The organism is Paraburkholderia sp. FT54 (genome assembly GCF_031585635.1).
GTDB lineage: Bacteria > Pseudomonadota > Gammaproteobacteria > Burkholderiales > Burkholderiaceae > Paraburkholderia.
Map to the genome: position 1 here is coordinate 3,064,058 of NZ_CP134195.1, position 17,705 is coordinate 3,081,762.

Annotated in this window: 14 protein-coding genes and 3 pseudogenes; 6 read left to right on the forward strand and 11 right to left on the reverse strand. The window is 61.3% G+C overall.

What is annotated here, in order from left to right; translation table 11 throughout:
* Window positions 1–71: 71 nt before the first annotated feature.
* Window positions 72–443, reverse strand: a pseudogene (locus RI103_RS14265) (ISNCY family transposase); the annotation flags it as partial.
* Window positions 444–621: 178 nt separating this feature from the next.
* Window positions 622–1,539 carry a LysR family transcriptional regulator gene (locus RI103_RS14270; protein WP_310812608.1) on the reverse strand — a complete coding sequence of 306 codons (918 nt, stop codon included), beginning with the start codon at window positions 1,537–1,539 and terminating at the stop codon, window positions 622–624.
* Between the two features lie 145 nt (window positions 1,540–1,684).
* On the opposite strand from RI103_RS14270, the gene leuC reads away from it, so the two are divergent.
* Window positions 1,685–3,091: a 3-isopropylmalate dehydratase large subunit gene (gene leuC, locus RI103_RS14275; RefSeq protein WP_310812609.1), complete on the forward strand. Its 1,407-nt coding sequence runs from the start codon at window positions 1,685–1,687 to the stop codon at window positions 3,089–3,091.
* The gene (gene leuD, locus RI103_RS14280) at window positions 3,092–3,733 is read left to right on the forward strand and encodes a 3-isopropylmalate dehydratase small subunit (RefSeq protein ID WP_310812610.1); all 642 of its coding nucleotides are present in this window, start codon (window positions 3,092–3,094) and stop codon (window positions 3,731–3,733) included.
* A 634-nt stretch (window positions 3,734–4,367) separates the two neighbouring features.
* On the opposite strand, the gene RI103_RS14285 is transcribed toward leuD, so the two are convergent.
* The 7 genes from RI103_RS14285 to RI103_RS14315 form a co-directional block, all read right to left on the reverse strand.
* The gene (locus RI103_RS14285) at window positions 4,368–5,237 is read right to left on the reverse strand and encodes an alpha/beta fold hydrolase (protein WP_310812611.1); all 870 of its coding nucleotides are present in this window, start codon (window positions 5,235–5,237) and stop codon (window positions 4,368–4,370) included.
* 81 nt (window positions 5,238–5,318) lie between these two features.
* A complete protein-coding gene (gene mhpT, locus RI103_RS14290) occupies window positions 5,319–6,554 on the reverse strand; it encodes a 3-(3-hydroxy-phenyl)propionate transporter MhpT (RefSeq protein WP_310812612.1) in 1,236 nt (411 codons plus the stop codon).
* Between the two features lie 69 nt (window positions 6,555–6,623).
* A complete protein-coding gene (gene mhpE, locus RI103_RS14295; protein WP_310812613.1) occupies window positions 6,624–7,646 on the reverse strand; it encodes a 4-hydroxy-2-oxovalerate aldolase in 1,023 nt (340 codons plus the stop codon).
* A 12-nt stretch (window positions 7,647–7,658) separates the two neighbouring features.
* The gene (locus RI103_RS14300) at window positions 7,659–8,600 is read right to left on the reverse strand and encodes an acetaldehyde dehydrogenase (acetylating) (RefSeq protein ID WP_310812614.1); all 942 of its coding nucleotides are present in this window, start codon (window positions 8,598–8,600) and stop codon (window positions 7,659–7,661) included.
* An 8-nt stretch (window positions 8,601–8,608) separates the two neighbouring features.
* Entirely contained in the window at window positions 8,609–9,397 is a 789-nt protein-coding gene (mhpD, locus tag RI103_RS14305) for a 2-keto-4-pentenoate hydratase (protein WP_310812615.1), read from the reverse strand.
* The gene (locus RI103_RS14310) at window positions 9,387–10,349 is read right to left on the reverse strand and encodes a 3-carboxyethylcatechol 2,3-dioxygenase (protein ID WP_310812616.1); all 963 of its coding nucleotides are present in this window, start codon (window positions 10,347–10,349) and stop codon (window positions 9,387–9,389) included. The genes mhpD and RI103_RS14310 overlap by 11 nt, the downstream gene beginning before the upstream one ends.
* A 1-nt stretch (window position 10,350) precedes the next feature.
* Window positions 10,351–12,192, reverse strand: coding sequence for a bifunctional 3-(3-hydroxy-phenyl)propionate/3-hydroxycinnamic acid hydroxylase (locus RI103_RS14315; RefSeq protein ID WP_310812617.1), 1,842 nt, complete (start codon window positions 12,190–12,192; stop codon window positions 10,351–10,353).
* A 213-nt stretch (window positions 12,193–12,405) separates the two neighbouring features.
* Between RI103_RS14315 and RI103_RS14320 the strand changes: the two genes are divergently transcribed.
* The 4 genes and pseudogenes from RI103_RS14320 to pqqA all read left to right on the forward strand — a co-directional run bounded on the left by RI103_RS14320 (window position 12,406) and on the right by pqqA (window position 14,381).
* Window positions 12,406–13,224 carry a DNA-binding transcriptional regulator gene (locus RI103_RS14320; protein ID WP_310812618.1) on the forward strand — a complete coding sequence of 273 codons (819 nt, stop codon included), beginning with the start codon at window positions 12,406–12,408 and terminating at the stop codon, window positions 13,222–13,224.
* Window positions 13,225–13,639: 415 nt separating this feature from the next.
* On the forward strand, window positions 13,640–13,741 hold the full coding sequence (locus RI103_RS39645) for a hypothetical protein (protein WP_409076945.1): 102 nt from the start codon (window positions 13,640–13,642) through the stop codon (window positions 13,739–13,741).
* A 241-nt stretch (window positions 13,742–13,982) separates the two neighbouring features.
* On the forward strand, window positions 13,983–14,141 hold the full coding sequence (locus tag RI103_RS39650; RefSeq protein WP_409076946.1) for a PQQ-binding-like beta-propeller repeat protein: 159 nt from the start codon (window positions 13,983–13,985) through the stop codon (window positions 14,139–14,141).
* A gap of 165 nt (window positions 14,142–14,306) precedes the next feature.
* A pseudogene (gene pqqA, locus RI103_RS14325) lies at window positions 14,307–14,381 on the forward strand (pyrroloquinoline quinone precursor peptide PqqA).
* A 248-nt stretch (window positions 14,382–14,629) separates the two neighbouring features.
* On the opposite strand, the pseudogene RI103_RS14330 reads toward pqqA, so the two are convergent.
* A pseudogene (locus RI103_RS14330) lies at window positions 14,630–15,448 on the reverse strand (IS110 family transposase); the annotation flags it as partial.
* Between the two features lie 302 nt (window positions 15,449–15,750).
* Complete coding sequence (locus RI103_RS14335; RefSeq protein ID WP_310812619.1) at window positions 15,751–17,271, reverse strand: transglycosylase SLT domain-containing protein; 1,521 nt, start codon at window positions 17,269–17,271, stop codon at window positions 15,751–15,753.
* Between the last annotated feature and the right edge of the window lie 434 nt (window positions 17,272–17,705).

Sequence of the window (17,705 nt, forward strand, 5' to 3'; positions counted from 1 at the left end):
CTTCCTCTGCGCGGACGCAGCCATTCCCGGTTGTGTGCCCGCGCGTGGGGCGGCCAGTGTCGGGCATCGTGCGCGATTTCCCCGCCATGCTGCTCGATATACGTGCGCGTCGCCTCGAAGTAACTGAACGTCGATTCGCTTGCCGTGAAATGCAGCGCCATCAGCCGGCTGGTCGCATCGTCGACATACACCAGCAGCGTGCAGGCCGGCGCACGGTCCTCGAACCAGCGGTGATCGCTGCCATCGATCTGCACCAGTTCGCCGAAACGTGCGCGCCGGGCGCGCGGCTGGTAGACCTTCGGTGGGCGCTGCCGGCGCGGCACCCAGAGACCCGCGTCCATCATCAGCCGACGAACCATTTCCTTCGCCAGCCGGATGCCGTGACATTCCCAAAGCTTCTCGCACGTCAGCGTCGGCCCGAAATCCGCTGATCGACCCTTAAGAGCCGTCCGGGCATCTAGGCCGAATGACTCAAACGCACCTTGGAGCGGTCACAGATCGCGCGCGACAATCTCGCACTTTGTGGCAGATCCTGCAGCGAAAAAGGGCTGCACGATCCGGTGGTTCGCCGATCCTTCCATCGCCTGACTGCCATGAGTCTTGCAGCCTGATGGCGGGCGTTCACACCATTGGATCCGAGCCTGTCTCTGGTTTGCCGCCTTTCGTACAGAGGTGATCGAGAAGGTGCATGGCCGCTATCGGCAAGGGCGCGGTGGGTTTGAATAATAGCTTGAGCTGCCGCCCCGCCCACTGTTCGTCGAGCCTCACTTTCACATAGTCGGCATGATCCCGTTCGGCGAGTGCGATCTCCGGGATGATGGCAATTCCCAGTCCGGCAATCACCATATTGCGAATCGCCTCGAAGTTTGTGACCTGAATGGCCAGTCGCATTGGACGCCCCACCGCTTTCGCCGCCTGGGTAGCAAGGGCAAGAATGGACGCACCGTCTTGCATGCCAACGTGCTCGTAGTCGAGGGTCTCTGCGAATTTCACGCTTTCGCGTCGACCCAGGGGATGGTCCGCTGGCGTGATCAACACGAGTCGATCAGTGCGAAAAGGTCGTTCAGACAGGCTTTCGTCGATGCCTGATGCTGCGCATATGCCTACATCCGCATCACCGCTGAGTACGTCCCGCGATACCTGGTCGCTGAGACGTTCAACCAGCCCGATCTGAACCTCGGGAAAGCGATCGACAAACGATTTGAGCGCCTTCGGCAAATAATGCGCCATTGCCGTCAGGTTGACGGACAGCCGCACCAACCCTCGCACTCCGTCTCTATGCTGGCCCATTTCATTTTCGATTTCCTGCAAATGGCCCATGACGATCTTCGCCCGCCGATATAGCGCGAGGCCCGCGGGCGTCGGCTCGACGCCGCGGCTACGGCGATGCAGCAACGGCGTTCCGGCGGCCCGCTCCAACTCCGAGATGCGGCGACTGACAGCGGATACCACAACACTCCCCCGCTCGGAAGCGGCGGAAATACTGCCTCCTTCAATCGTAAAAATAAAGAGCCGTAAAGTCTCAATATCGAAACGCATGGTCTGACCAATCCTTCACATAAACGCAGGCCGAAGCGCTTTGCCGGCCCGTGACAGCAGGTGTCGCGAACGGTCAATTCAGTCCGATCCCCGGCTTGTTATCCTCACTGGCAAGCATCTCCTACGCTTTCCATGACGGATAACCATGGCTTACCCCCAAACCCTGCTTGAAAAGATTTGGCAGCGACACGTCGTTTCACAACTGGATGACGATTATTTCTTGCTGTATGTCGACCGGCACTTGCTGAATGAGGTGACGAGTCCTCAGGCATTCGACGGCTTACGTGCCGCCTCGCGCCAACCGTGGCGCGCTTCATCGGTATTGGCGACCGCCGACCATAATATTCCCACAACCAATCGCCTTGTGGGCATGCACAACGAATCGGCCACGCGGCAGTTCGCGGCGCTACAGCAGAATTGCAGCGAATACGCTTTGCGCTTTTTCGAGCTCACGGACCGCAGGCAAGGAATTCTGCACGTCGTCGCACCCGAGTTGGGTGAGACGCTGCCTGGCATGACGATAGCGTGCGGCGATTCGCACACCACGACGCATGGTGCATTCGGCGCGCTGGCGCTCGGCATCGGTACCTCGGACGTGGAACAGATTCTCGCAACGCAATGTCTGGTTATGCGCCGGCCCAAGACGCTGAACGCGCAAATCAGCGGCGAACTACCGCGCGGCACCTACGCGAAAGACGTCGCGCTGGCGTTTATCGGCCGGTATAAATCCGACTTTGCGACCGGCTTTGCATTGGAATTTTCAGGCGAGACGGTTTCCGGATTCAGCATGGAAAGCCGCATGACATTGTGCAACATGGCAGTGGAAGCAGGCGCTCGCTGTGCGCTGATAGGTGTCGACAAGACGGTGATCGACTATCTCGACGGACGCCCGTCAAGCCCAGTTGGGACAGAGTGGGAAGACGCAAAGCGGCTGTGGTCGACGTTGCATAGCGATCCCTCGGCTCGCTTCGACCAGACGGCCGTGTTCGATGTGAGCGACCTGCGACCCCAGGTGACATGGGGAACGACGCCCGCCATGGTCACGAGTATTGACGGACAGGTACCGAACCCCGCTGCCGGGTCGACTCACGAGCAGCGCGAAGCGGCAATGCGCGCGCTCGATTACATGGGGTTGGAAGCTGGAACGCGGATTCGGGAAATCGGACTGGATAAGATTTTTATCGGCTCGTGCACCAATGCGCGCATCGAGGATCTGCGCATTGCCGCCGATGTCGTGAAGGGCAGAAAGGTCGCGTCCACGATCCGGCAGGCGCTGGTCGTGCCCGGTTCTGGGAACGTCAAGTACCAGGCGGAAGAAGAAGGTCTGGACCAGATTTTTGTCGAGGCAGGTTTCGAGTGGCGCGAGCCAGGTTGCTCGATGTGCCTTGGGATGAACAACGACAGTCTTGGTGAAGGTGAACGCTGCGCGTCGACTTCGAATCGAAATTTCGAAGGACGACAAGGGCGTGGTGGCCGCAGCCATCTGGTGAGCCCGGCTATGGCGGCTGCAGCAGCTATCGCCGGACATTTCATCGACCCAGCGGAGCTTTGAATGAAACCATTCCTGATTCTGAAGACCCACCCGGTGCCGATCGACCGTACCGACGTCGACACCGACGCGATCCTGCCGAAGCAGTACATGGCGTTGACGAGCCGCGTCGGATTCGGCGATTACCTGTTCGACAACTGGCGCTATGCCGAAGCGGGCGAACCTGGCGACGACATCACCAAACGGACGAAGCGGCGGGACTTCTCACTTAATCAGCCTCGTTATCAAGGCGCGCAAATCATGCTGTGCCGCGCCAACTTCGGATGCGGGTCGAGCCGCGAGCATGCGGTTTGGGCGTTAGCCGACTGGGGGATCAAAGCCATCATCGCACCCAGTTACGGTGATATTTTCTATGGCAACTGCTTCAAGAACGGCGTACTTCCGATAAGGCTGCCGACCGCTGTTGTGGAAGAGTTGTTCAACGACCTGGCCCGGACAGACGAACCGACACCCATGACGATCGATCTCCCGGAGCAACGCGTCGTTTGCCAGGGCGGGAAGAGTTATCCGTTTGACCTGGATGCCTCCCGCAAAAATTCTCTGCTGTCGGGCCTTGATGAAATCGGGCAGATATTGGCTAGCTACAGCGAGCAGATAAAGGCGTTCGAAAAGATCCACTTCGCCGCTGAGCCTTGGTTGGCATGACGCGAGATCGCCATCTCTTCGAGATCCCGTAGACTCAGCGAGCAAGCCACGTACCACCGCACGTAAAGCACGATCACGCTGACGCGAGCGAGGTACGTGAAAACCCCTCATCGCGGGCGCTTCGCCAGTACGACCTCGATACCGCCGCCTTGCAACGGCCTGGTATTCGCGAGCCGACTCGCGATGCTCGCCACGAGGCCCTCGTAGATAGGCGTCGATGCGGCTTGCGCAGGCGACAGAAAGAAGACTTTCGTACACCCTATTCGTCACCGCTTCTGATCATGAACGCGTCAGGAGTCCGGTTGGGCCATTCAGTGTTGGAGCTGTTCTCTTTTGCGTCCGGGGACCGGTTGCACATCATCGTCACTTCGTCGAGCGGCGGCTCCGCCTTCGGAAACGGACGTTGGTCGGCGCATGGCGGAAGACCGCTCCTGGCCGGACACGGTCCGATGCTGAAATCAGCGAAGGAAACGCCGACTAGCCAGCCGCGTCAGACTGAACTCGACCCCTTGCGGCCTCTCAAGTACCGTTCGTGACTGTCCGTTGTATGAGGAGGAGCCGACGATCACCGCACGGCGACGCATCATCTTTTGATCTTGCACCGGCTTCACGCGCCTGCTCATCGTGACGCTCCTCACCGCCCCAGGAACTCAAGCACCATTTGATTGAACTTCGCGGCATGCTCCCACTGCGCCCAGTGGCCGCATCGACCGAAAACGTGAAGGTCTGCGTTGGGCATGCCCCACACGAGACGCAAGCCGACATCCATCGGGACGAAGCGGTCGTCACGACCCCAGATGACGAGTGCTGGAGCTGCGATCTCAGAAAGACGATGACCGACATCCGGGAACTGCTTCGGGTTTGCCGCAAGGCTCTTCACGAAGTTCTCGAGGTGATCGCGCCGCGCCAGCATGTTCGCGAGACGCGTCTGCATCAGTTCCTCGGTGAGTGTGCCGGTGTCGAACACGAAGACGTTCAGCATCCGTTTCAGGTTGTCGAGCGTCGGCTCACGGTAGAGCGCCTGAAGCAGCTTGATGCCTTCGGTGGGCATCGGCACGAACTGGCTGGGACCACCCGTGCCGCCGCCCATCAGCACCAGTTTGCCGACACGCTCGGGGTTCGCCAGAGCAAAAGCGACCGCGCTATGCCCGCCCATCGAATTGCCGACGATATGCACGCGTGCAACGCCGATCGCATCCAGCAGCCCCTTGAGCATGCGCGCATTCAGATCAGAACGCGAGCCGCTGCATACGACGGAGTCGCTCTTGCCCCAGCCTGGGCAGTCCAGCAAAATCACCCGGTAGCCGGCATCGACGAACGCATCGACGTTGCGGTTGAAGTTCGCCCATCCGCTCGCGCCTGGACCCGACCCGTGGAGCATCACGACCATCTCATCACCCTGGCCGGCATCGTTGTAATGCAGGCGCAGTTCGGTATCGCCTTCGCCGATGCTCACGAATTTGCTGGTTGCGGTTTCGCTTTGAAGTTTCGTCGCTGCTGTCATTTCAGTTACCTCGTTTGTGTTCGTACCAGGAACGGGCGCTACGTGACGAAGGCCCGTGTATGTGTGTAGCAGGCAGGCACACTAGTGCGCGACAGCCATGAATTGCCCGCGCGGAAACCGGGCCACTACGAGCAGCGCCGCAACGGCCGCCACGGCGATCAGCGGAATGCTCGCGGCCACCAGCACCGACGCACTCTGCCCGATCGCAAGCAACTGGCCCGCGATCGACGGCCCGAGGATCGAGCCCATGCGGCCCACGGCGACGGCAGCGCCGACGCCCGTGCCCCGAACCTGCGTCGGATAGATGCTGCTGGCAAGCGCATACAGCACCGACTGCCCGCCCACGAGGAAGAGACCCGCCAGCAGCCCGCCGAACGCCATCGTGGCGCCGGTGCTCGCGCTGGCGAGCACAGCAAGCGCCGCGGCTATGCCCGCGTACATGCCCAGGACCGTGGGCCGCCGGCCGATTCTGTCCATCAGACCCGCGATGACGATCGCGCCGATACCGCCGCCGATGTTGAACATCATCTGCACGACACCCGACTGCGTACGCGTGAGCCCCCGGCTTAGCACCATCGACGGAAGCCAGTTGATCAGGAAGTACAACACGATCAGCGTGCCGAGAAAGCTGACCCACAGCGCGAGCGTCGTGCCGGCGCGACCTTCCTTCCACAGCGCCTGCGTAACCCCCGCAGCCGTCACATGATGGGCCGACTCGCCGGACCTGGTCGCGATGAATTGAGCGGATTCCTTCAGGAAGAGCGCGAGCAACGGCAGGGTCAGTAACGGTCCGATACCGCCGACGTAGAAGATATGCCGCCATCCTTCATCGCCCGGGCTCACGATGCCGATCACCGCCGCGATTGCCGCGCCGAACGGCATGCCGCAATACATCGCGCCCACCGCCGTGCTGCGCTGCTGCGGCGGTACGGCCTCGGAACAGAGCGCGATCAGATTGGGCATCGCGGCGCCGAGCCCGAGCCCCGTCATGAAGCGGGCGACGAGCAAGCTTTCGAAGTTCCAGACTTGTGTCGTGGCAATCGAGAAAATGCCGAAGAGCGCCACCGACAGCATCAGCACGCGCTTGCGTCCCATCCGGTCGGCGAGGCGTCCTCCGATCGCGGCCCCCGGCAGGAGCCCCAGCGCACCGATGCTGAAGGCCCAGCCCAGCTGCGCCACTGCGAGGTGAAATTCGTGCGCCATGCGCGGGGCGGCGACGCCGGTCGATTGAAGATCGAGTCCTTCGAGCAGTGCGACGACGAGGCACAGTCCGATGGTGATGGCGCCGCTTGCGCGGCGCGATGCTGAGGTGTTCATGAAAAGTCTCCGATGTAGGTTCGGCATCGCTCTTGGTGGCGATCGTGCCGTGGGTAGGGCTGTGTTCGTTCAGACGCGCGCTTCGAGTTCGCGCTTCAGGTCCAGTGCGACATCGACGATCATGTCCTCCTGCCCGCCCACCATGCGGCGACGGCCAAGCTCGACGAGAATGTCGACAGTCTTCAGGCCGTACTTCTTCGCCGCAACTTCCGAATGGCGCAGGAAGCTCGAATAGACCCCCGCGTAACCAAGCGCCAGCGTCTCGCGATCCACGCGAACCGCGCGATCCTGCAACGGCCGCACGAGATCGTCTGCGGCGTCGAGCAGCGTGTAGAGATCAGTGCCATGATTCCAGCCGAGGCGCTCGGCTGCCGCGATGAAGACTTCGAGCGGCGCGTTGCCCGCTCCCGCACCCATGCCCGCCAGGCTCGCGTCGATGCGGTCGCACCCTTCCTCCACCGCGACAATCGAATTTGCGACGCCGAGGCTCAGGTTGTGATGCGCGTGCATGCCCGTTTGCGTGGCGGGATCGAGCAACTCCTTGAATGCGCGAAAGCGTGCGCGGATGTCGTTCATGTTCATTGCACCGCCCGAGTCGACCACATAGATGCACGTCGCGCCGTAGGTCTCCATCTTCTTCGCTTCAGCGGCGAGGTTCTCAGGCGTCGTCATGTGGCTCATCATCAGGAAGCCGACGGTGTCCATGCCGAGTTCGCGCGCGTATTCGATATGCTGCTTCGAGATATCGGCTTCAGTGCAATGGGTCGCGACGCGCACGACGCGCGCGCCTGCGTCGTATGCTGCCTTGAGATCGTGGATGGTGCCGATGCCGGGCAGAAGCAGCGTCGCAATTTTTGCGTGGCTCACGACATCCGCCGCCGCTTCGATCCATTCGAGATCGCTGTGCGCGCCGAAGCCATAGTTGAAGCTGGAGCCTTGCAAGCCGTCGCCGTGCGCAACTTCGATGCTGTCGACTTTCGCCTGGTCCAGTGCCCGGGCGATGTCCTGCACGTTCTCGAGCGAATACTGATGACGGATCGCATGCATGCCATCGCGCAGCGTCACATCAGAGATGTAGAGTTTCTTGCTCATGTCGATGCTCCTTTAAGCGTTCGCAAGCGATTGGGCCATGCGTTCGGCAGTCGCAAGCGCGGCCGACGTCATGATGTCGAGGTTGCCGGCATACGCGGGCAGATAGTGCGCAGCGCCTTCCACTTCGACGAACACGGAAGTTTTCAACCCGCTAAAGCGGCCAAGGCCCGGAATGTTGAGTGGCGCGTCGGCGGTGATCTCGTCGAACTGCACCTTCTGCTTGAGGCGATAGCCCGGCACGTAGGCCTGCACTGCTGCGGCCATCGCCTCAATCGATGCCTCGATCTTCGCGCGGTCTGCAAGTTCGGAAAGGACGTAGACCGTGTCACGCATCATGAGCGGCGGTTCAGCCGGATTGAGCACGATGATGGCTTTGCCCTTCGCCGCACCGCCCACGGCTTCAATCGCCTTCGAGGTGGTCTCAGTGAACTCGTCGATGTTGGCGCGCGTGCCTGGACCCGCCGACTTACTGCTGATCGACGCGACGATTTCCGCGTAGTGCACCTTCGCCACGCGCGACACGGCCGCCACCATCGGAATGGTGGCCTGGCCGCCGCAGGTCACCATGTTGACGTTGCGGCTTTCGATATGCGCATCGAGATTGACGACTGGCACACAGTACGGGCCGATGGCTGCGGGCGTGAGGTCGATCAGGCGGATACCGGGCTTGAGCGCACGCAGAAACGCATCGTTCTTCACGTGAGCGCCTGCGGACGTCGCATCGAAGACGAATTCGATGTCGGCGAATACGGGCAGGCGCGCGAGTCCCTGAACGCCTTCGTGGGTCGTCGCGACGCCGAGCCGCGCGGCACGCGCGAGGCCGTCCGATGCTGCGTCGATGCCGACCATCGCGGCGACTTCCAGATGCTTGCTGTGGCGCATGATCTTGATCATCAGATCGGTGCCAATGTTGCCGGAGCCGATGATCGCGGCCTTGATTTTGTCGGTTGCCATGGAAACTCCTAGTCGGTGAAAGTGGCGCGGACGCTGCCGAGTCCGTCAATTTGAGCGGTGAACGTGCCGGGTCCGGTAACAGCCACCATCGGTCCAAGCGCGCCTGTCAGCACGATGTCGCCCGCGCGAAGCGGCGTGCCGAACTGCGCCATGCGATCGGCGAGCCATACAGCTGCGTTGAGCGGATTGCCAAGGCAGGCCGAGCCGTTGCCACGTGAAAGCACCTCGCTGTCCTGCGAAAGCGTCATCGCACTGGCGGCAAGATCGAGTTCCGCGAGTGGCACAGGACGGCTCCCGAGCACGAACATCGCGCTCGATGCGTTATCAGCGACCGTGTCCACGAAGCGGATGTCCCAGTCCTGGATGCGACTGTCGACCACTTCGATTGCGGCAAGCGCGTAAGCGGTCGCGTCGATCAGATCGGCGAATGTGTGTTTCTCCAGCACGAGGTCGCGTTTTAGCACGAGCGCGATCTCCGCCTCCACCTTCGGCTGGATCAGGCGCGCGAGTGGCATCGGCGCGTTGTCGCCGTAGGCCATTGATGCGAAGAGCGTGCCGAAGTCCGGCTGGTCCACGCCAAGCTGGCGTTGCACCGCGACCGACGTGAGGCCTATCTTGCGGCCGACCACGCGCTCGCCTTCAGCGCATCGCGCGTCGACGCGGGCGCGCTGCACGGCATACGCGAGCGCGGCATCGTCGGGGGGAATCTCGCCGCGTATGGGTGCGACGGGTTGTCTTGCGTGTTCCGCATCGCGCAGGCGCGCGGCCAGTGCGAGGACGAATTGCTCATTGGACATTGAAGTCTCCTTGGGTCTCGGGTTGTGCATGCATCGCGCCGAAGCCCGCGATCCATTCGGGGATAGGCCGGTAGTAATCGAGCGACGCCCGATACGACCCGTACGCGGCGAGCACGCCAAACGCGGCAATCCAGGTGCGGATCTCGTGCGCGGACTTGCCGCCGTCGCGGGTGATCGCTGAGTTGGTCATGTCATCGACGGCGGTGATGTCGCCAGCGGCGAGCAGATCCAGAAACGCGCGGTCCCAATCGGGATTAAGCGGATGCAGCGGGCTGTCGCCGGCGGTGAACGACTTCGCTGCCGCCACCGTGCGTGCCTCTCGCGCTGCACGCGATTCGGCCGACGGGTTGCGCCCGGCGATCAGCCGCTCGGCGACCTCAGCGTTCGCACCCGCGATTTCCGGCACGGGCGGCTCGTGCGAGATGCCGCCTGAACCGATTGCCAGTACCCGCTTGGTCGTCCGCGACAGAAGGCGCCCGATCGCATCGCCGAGCAGGCGCGAGCGGCGGGAAGACGCCATCGGCGATGCGACCGAATTGATGAACACCGGTACCACCGGGTAGCGATCAAGACCCCCGGTCAGCACATCCAGTGCTTGTGCACAACCGTGATCCACCTGCATGCGGTACGACACGGACACATCCACTTCGCTCGCCAGCACGGCCTCGGCGAGCGCGAGCGCGGTGTCCTCGGGCACGTTGAGCGGACCGGCGAGACTGTTGAAATCACCGATGGCTGTCGCCGCGACGCCGATGCAGAACTGCGGCATCACGTCATAGAAAAATCCGTTGTAGTGGTCGGGTGCGAACACAACGACCAACTCGGGATCGAACGCTTCAACGCGCGCGCGAGCTGCATGCTGCGCCCGCTCCACTTCCGCGACAATCTCAGGCGCGGGATCGTGGTAACCGTGCAGCGGCGTGTGTGACAGACATTCAAGAAGGATCGGCATGTCAGGCTCCCACTTCGACTGCGACGGCCGTTTCGCACGCAACGCCATGCGCGGAATGGATGTCCCGCAAAGCGAGCGTTTGCAGCCCCAGCTTGCCGGCGAGTTCCGCGATGTCCGACGACACTTGCTGCGGCGAACACATGCCCGCGACAAAGCGGTCCGGGCGCAGTAGCACGACCGATTGCGGCACCCGCGTGAACCAGTCCTTCATCCGGCCGCTTACATCGCCGATGGCGATCACGTCTGCGGGCACGTCGTCGCGGTAGGTCAACTGCGCATCGGGCTTGGCGATCACGAAACATCCGCCGATTCGTGTCCACGTCTCGCGTGCCTCCAGCGTCAGTCCGAAAGTCGGGTCCGAACCCCATCCGATGATCGCGAAGCGATTGCCGATTACATCGTCGAGGCGCACGATGGCGCCATCGACTGAACGCACGCGCGGCTGGATGAACATGCGGCCCACAGGTGACTGGGCCGCGCGATCGCGCCCATGAACGAGACGACCGATCAACGACTCACGCTTCTCGCTCATCAGCCCGAGCATCCGGCCGAGCGCCGTATGACCGGAACGTTCGAGAAGACGCGCGAGGAAGCCGTCGCGTTGCTCGCGTTCGGCCAACAGTACGACGCCCGATTCATAACGCGGCATCGGCTTGAAGCGCATCTCGACGAAATAGCGCTTGAGCGATGGAAGCATGGCAAGCGCGCCGACGAAGCCGTCACGGAACTTGGTGCCGAGCCGACTCGTCGGCGCGAAGATGTCGCCGGCCACCTCCGACAGATGGATCATCGAACGGGCGTGCGCGCGCCGTTCCATCGTGTACGTATCGAGCAGGCGGTCGCCGGCCAGGCCCTTGATCACCATCGCCAGCTTCCAGCCGAGGTTGTTCGCATCGCGGATACCGCTGTTGTAGCCCTGTCCCTGCCACACCGGCATGATGTGTGCGGCGTCGCCCGCGAGCAGCACGCGCTTCACGCGGAACGTGCTGGCAAGACGCGCGTTGTGCGTGTACACGCGCTTCCTGATGTAATCGACCTTGTCCGGATCGGCGACCACCTTGCGGATCAACGCCGCCATGTTCTCTGGCTTCGAGAGTTCTTCTTCCGTTTCCCCCGGCATGACCATGAATTCGAAGCGCCGGATGCCGTGCGGCAACGCTGCCGACACATAGGGCCGCGCCGGGTCGCAATGCATGTAGACATGCGGTGATCCGATTGGATCATTGCGCACGTCGACGACGATCCACTGGTTCGGCTTGGTGCGCCCTTCGAACGGTACGTCGAGCAAGCGGCGCACAAAGCTGTTGCCGCCGTCCGCGCCGATCATGTAGGCAGCGCGGATCGACTTGATCGCGCCGCTCGCATCCTGCGCGTCGATCGTCACGCCGGTGTCATTCTGCGTAAAGCCCGCTACGGTGTGTCCGAACAGCACCTGTACGTGCGGAAAGAGCTGCAGCCCCTGAAACAGGATGCGGTCTGCAAGCGGCTGAATGAACGCATTGCGGCGCGACCAGCCAAATTCGTCAGTGCGTGGCTCGATTGATGCGAAACACCGGCCCGTGCGCGTGACGAAGCGCATCCAGTGGTCCGGCGTCGTATGGGGCAGCAGTTCCTCTGCAAGGCCGACCGACTGGAACACACGCAAGGCTTCATCGTCGAGGCCGATAGCGCGCGGGTAGTCGATGATCTGGTTGAGCTTTTCGATCAGCACGACGCGTACGCCCTGCAGTCCCAGATAGTTGGCGATCATCAGGCCGACCGGTCCGGCGCCGATGATGGCGATGTCGGTTGACACAATCTCGGGACGGCCGCTGACGGCCGCCGTGTCGATGGCGGGATGCATGTCTGTCTCCTAAGTTCGCGAGCGGATGGGGTCCGTGGTCGCGTCCGATACTGTTTGGTTCAGTCAGAGTCAGGAGCACATGCGTGACGTGCGTCACGCGTCTCCTTGAATAGTTGGTTTTGATGCAGTCTATGGAGCACGCCCGAACCGCTCAACAAAATCTTGAAAATGTGCATAGAATGCACATGACTGATTTAAAAGGAGATTTCAGCGGTGACGAAGTACACAAACGTTCGTGGGCTGGCGCGCGGCCTGCAGGTCCTGCGTGCACTGAATGCGATCGAAAGCGGTCGCGTCACGAGCCAGCAGATCAGCGACGCGATCGGCTTGCACCGCACGACGGTGCGTCGCTTGCTGGAGACATTGGTGGAAGAAGGGTTCGTTCGGCGCAGTGGGTCGGACGACAGCTTTCGCCTGACGCTCGACGTCCGTTCGTTGAGCGAAGGCTTCACGGACGACGAACGCATCGCGACCATCGCCCCGCCGATCATGGGTCGATTGCTCCAGCGAGTCGCGTGGCCATCCGACCTGACGACGCCCGACGGTGACGCCATGATCATCCGCGAGACGACGCATCGGTTCAGTCAGCTATCGTTTCATCGGTCGATGGTCGGCCGACGCTTGCCCATTCTGCTGACGGCTTCCGGCCGAGCCTATTTCGCGAGTTGTCCCGACGGGGAACGAGAGGACATTCTCGATCTGCTACGTTCGGGTGCCGGCGGCGATGAACAAAAGGCGCTGGCGTCGAGCGATGCGCTCGTTCGCAATCTCGTTCGACGCGTGCGCGCTGATGGATTCGGTTCGAATCACGGCGATTGGACGGCTCAGAGCAAGATCGGCGCCGTTGCGGTTCCAATCGTGTCGCGCGAGCGCGTGCTCGCGAGCCTGAACGTGGTCTTTCTGTCGCGCGCAGTCACGCTTGCGGAAGCGAAGCGCCGCTACGTACCCGAACTCAAACTGGCCGCGGACGAGATGGTGACGACACTCGAAGCCGAGGAAGATGCATCCCGGTCCGAGAAAAAACCTTCGTGAGATAAGCGCGTTGGATGGCTACTTCGGGAGGCATTGCGGCCGTTGGTGGACGGTCGCGGAACGTCCGAAACTGGCCGCAAGCACCAGTTCGGCAAACACATTCCAGGGCGGACGTTGGAGTCATCAACGGCAGGTTTTCGGCAGGTTCGGTGACGGTGTACATGGGTGCCGGCAACAACTACGCGGTCCCTCAGAGCGTACTTGACTGTATGAACCGTGGCGGCACTCCACCGTCGTGCATCGACCCGAACGACCACTTTGACTCGATCTCAACGTCCCGGGCGTCCTTAACATTCCGCCCAACGGTAACTACCCCAATCCGGCGGGCCCGGACTGGGACTGTGTGCAAGGACCGATGCTCTTCGGGACTCATGGCAACGCCGGCCGCCTTGTCGGGGCGGGTCAGAAAAGCGGGATGTTCTGGGCATTTGACGCAGATACAGGCGCCGTGCGTTGGTCCACGCAGGTCGCCCCCGGCGGACTGACAGGTGGACTGCAGTGGGGGATCGGCCAATGAAGGCTCGGATACTTATGTTGCGATATCGAACAGCGGGCTGACCGGTTCGGGTACGACGCCAGGCATTTGGCAGTTGGTGCAAGGCGGCACCACCACGTCTGGAGGCTGGACCTCAACTAACCTCAACTCGGGCGCAGTCAAGTGAACCCCTCCTGACCCGCTCGGAAGCCGCGCAGAGGCAACCGTTAGTACCGCGAATGGGGTGGTCTTCGGATGCAACCTCGACCCGAAGAATGGCACGATGTACGCGCTAAATGCCGCTAACGGGAAAGTGCTGTGGTCGTTTAATAGCGGTGGCGCGAGCAATGCCGGACCGGCGATTGCGGACGGTATGGTGTTCTGGGGCACTGGCCCGTCGAACGGAACGGGGCCGCTGAAGGTTTTCGCCTTCGGTCTATAAGTGTGCGTGATGGCTCGGGCAGCGCGATCCGATGCCGCTGGCTAATAGCGAGTCGCCTGGTGGACAATCGCACAAGTACCCCGGTTGGGCACGCAAAAACTACAGTTTCTCTCGCTATGGCCACCTGGGAATATTTTTCCAGAGCGCAATCCTGGAGGTACCAACATGCAGTGGACGACGCCTGGCTACACCGACATGTGATTCGGTTTCGAGATCACCATGTACACCGCCACGCGCTAAACCGATGGCGCGCTAGGATGATTTTGCATTGTCCCACCGCGCAAACGCCCAACTTGGGGACAAAACGACGCGTGCGCGAAGTTCGCGCGACGGAGGGAAATCAGCGCTGCGCTGTTGCGTTCCGCGCGCGAAGCCGACAGTGCCGACCAAGACGCCGGCTTCGGACGCGCCGACGCCCTCTGTCATTGCCAGCGCCACTGCTTCCTCACGGGATTCCTTCGCTTCACATTGGCAGTCTGGGGGCTTCGGTATGGGTCGCCACGTCTGGAGATCGAGCCCAGCCGTATCTTTCCGCCGGTACCATTCTGACGAGGAACAAGCCCCAGAAACGCTGCGAACTCGCGCCCCGACCTGAATGTCTTCGCATCTCCAATTGTTGCTACTAAGGCCGTTGCAGTCAGGCGGCCGATACCCGGCACTTCGGAGATCGCACGACATGCCGCTTCGTGTTTCTGCTAGGCGCCAATCCGCTTCTCGAGTTGATTGATGTCTTCCTCAAAGACGTTAATGCGACGCAACTGTTCGAGAAGGTTAAGAAGTATCGATCGTGGCAGTGTGTCTTCGAGTTCTGCCATGCGCTCTCTGATCTCGTCGAGTCCTGCTACGCGTCCTGCGCGAAACGTAACGCCGAATTCATACAGCAACCCGCGCAGCTGATTTATCTGCATCGTTCGAAACTTGACGAGCAACGAGCGCATACGATGAAGGCTTAGCATCACTTGCTGATCCTCTGTCTTGGCGGCAACGGTGCGCGTGCCGGGTTGCCGCACTGCAGTCCAGATTGCCCGGGCGTCCGCCGCGTCGGTCTTGTTCGTCTGCACGAAAGGTCGAATGAATTGGGCGTGTAATAGCACCACCTCGTGTCCGAGCGCGTGAATCTTACGCGCCCACCAGTGAGCACTTCCGCAAGCTTCGAGAGCGACGCGACCGGCGGGGCGCTGCGCCAGAAACGCAATTAAATCGTCACGTCCGAACTTCCGATTCGCGATCTCGCCAGTTTGGGCGTCGACCCAGTACATCTGGAACACCCGTTTTGCAATGTCGAGTCCGTATGTCGTAGCATTCATCTGGGGTCTCCGTTCCATAAGTGGTTGTGTCGCAACTCCACTAATGGCACATTGATGCCGTTCGGTCCTGGAGGCCCTCAATCGTGCCCAATTCCCCGGAGGGAGGGCGGTGTCCATTCCATCTCGACCCTTATGCGACATTCGGCCCGTCGCATTTAGTGGCCGGAGTAGACTGCAAAGAAGACACGCGCCAAGGGCCGAGAGCTGCAAATCACGTCGCGCGATCCCCGCGTTCCACCCGATGCGAAGTAGCCTTGCCGCGTGTCGGCGGAACCGTCGGCCACACGATTTGCGTTGCCCGGTCAGCCGCTCCGCTGCCGAACCACGCGGCTGCGCTGCGCCTGCGCTTCCTTGAGAAGGTGGTAGGACGCGTAGTACTTGTAGATGTTTCGCACATACGTGGTCGTCTCGATGCCGATCTTCTCGGCCACCACGATCTCCACGTTGTTGAACCAGACATCGGAATTGAGTCCGCGGGCGGCAGCCTCCTTGCGCATCTTCGCGATGTTTCCCGGTCCGGCGTTATAGCTGGCAAAGGCGAATAGCGGCCGGTCCACCTCGGAAAAATGGGCATCCTGGAAGTAGCGGGTCATCAGTTGATCAAGATACTTCGCGCCGGCATGAATGTTCGACTGCGTAACCTTGATGTCCCCAACGTTGAGTTCTTTCCCTGTGGCCGGCATCAGTTGCATGATGCCGACCGCGCCCACCCGACTCTTCGCATCCTGATTGAGCTGCGATTCCTGAAACCCTTGGGCGGCGAGCATCAGTGGATCGAAATCGTATTGCTGGCCATACTTCTCAAAATACGCCACCGTCTGTCTGAAACGTTTGAGTTCGGCACTCTCCGTGTTGTTGTGAATCTGCTTCGCACCCTGCACGTACTGCTTGAGGCGGATCTCCGCTACGCTTTGCTTCCTGATTAACTTCTCATAGAAGTCGCCGATCACCGCCTTTAACTGGGGGCTATTCTTGCGAATGGCCCAGCCGACGACGCCGCCCTCCCGCACCGTCATGTTCTCGTGCACCTTGACGTTCGGCAGCATCTGCGCCCACATGCGCGCCTTCCAGTCATCGACGACCAGGATCTGAAGCAGGCCCACGTTCAGCATCTCCATCGCGTCTTCGTCCTCGAGCGCGTCCGGTAGCAGCACGATTCGCATCGGTGGCTTGCCCGCCTGCCGGAAGCGGTTGTTCAGTGCGATCAGGCTTTCGTAATAGCTGCTATGGCGGCGAACGTCGACGGTCTTGCCCTTCAGGTCACCGAGTGTGGACAGCGCGGGTGACTTCGGACCGGTCAGAACGAGTTCATGCGTCGGCTTGAGCGCGTGTGCGGTAACAAAGTCGGCCTGTTTCAGGCGATCCTCAGTCACCGTCAGATTGCCGGCCGCGATATCGCCGACGCCTTCCGCGAGCCCGGGCAATAGCCGGTCGCGTGTTGTCGGGATCATGATGACTGTGATCGGGCGCTTGCCGAGGCGATCGGCATAGCTCTTGTTGACGAATCGTTCAAAGTCACGCACGGTATCCGCGGTTACCCCACGCTCGTGTCCACGATCATTGAAGTACAGCGTGCGGCTAAAGGGAGCGAGAACTCGAATCATGCGACGCTCGAGCATCGCGTCGAAGTCTCCGCGCCAAGGCTTGTTGGTCAGATCGATGCGGCGCGTCTCACTCGCAGGAATCGGCGGGGACGCTGTCGGTGATGCTGACGCCGACGATGGCGCGGAAGCCGGCTGAACCGCGGCGCAAAGCGCGCTCCATAAGCAGAGCGAAGCTCCAAACAAGCCTGATAGCAGCCACGCACGAGCGAAACGCATCATACACACCGAACTTTTTTCAGCTTTGCGCCCGGTCCGTTTGGACCGTCGTTGCACGAACGCAATCATCTGAGCTTTCGAGGTTCTTTTTGCGTACCCGCCCCTCGATTCTTACAGCATAGTTGCGCATGAAAACGGTTCAAGCCTTCAGCGTGACAGCACCCCTCTGTCGGACGTGTCGCCGATCGACAAGGTCGCAAAGTCGCCAGAGGCGTTTCTGGGGTGACATCCGTGACCAACAAACTGAGCGTCGAGAAGCCCTTCTGCGGTCAGTAGGCCGGGGCTCGCGTAAACAGTGCAGCGCATCATCCGGCCTTCGGATAAGGTTGCCGCACTGGCCGAATTCAATACCCAGTTTGCGCGCGGCCAAGGTCAGCAATACGCTCGATATCTGCCATTTGCAGACGATAGCGAAAGGCCGTAGATGGCCGCACTGA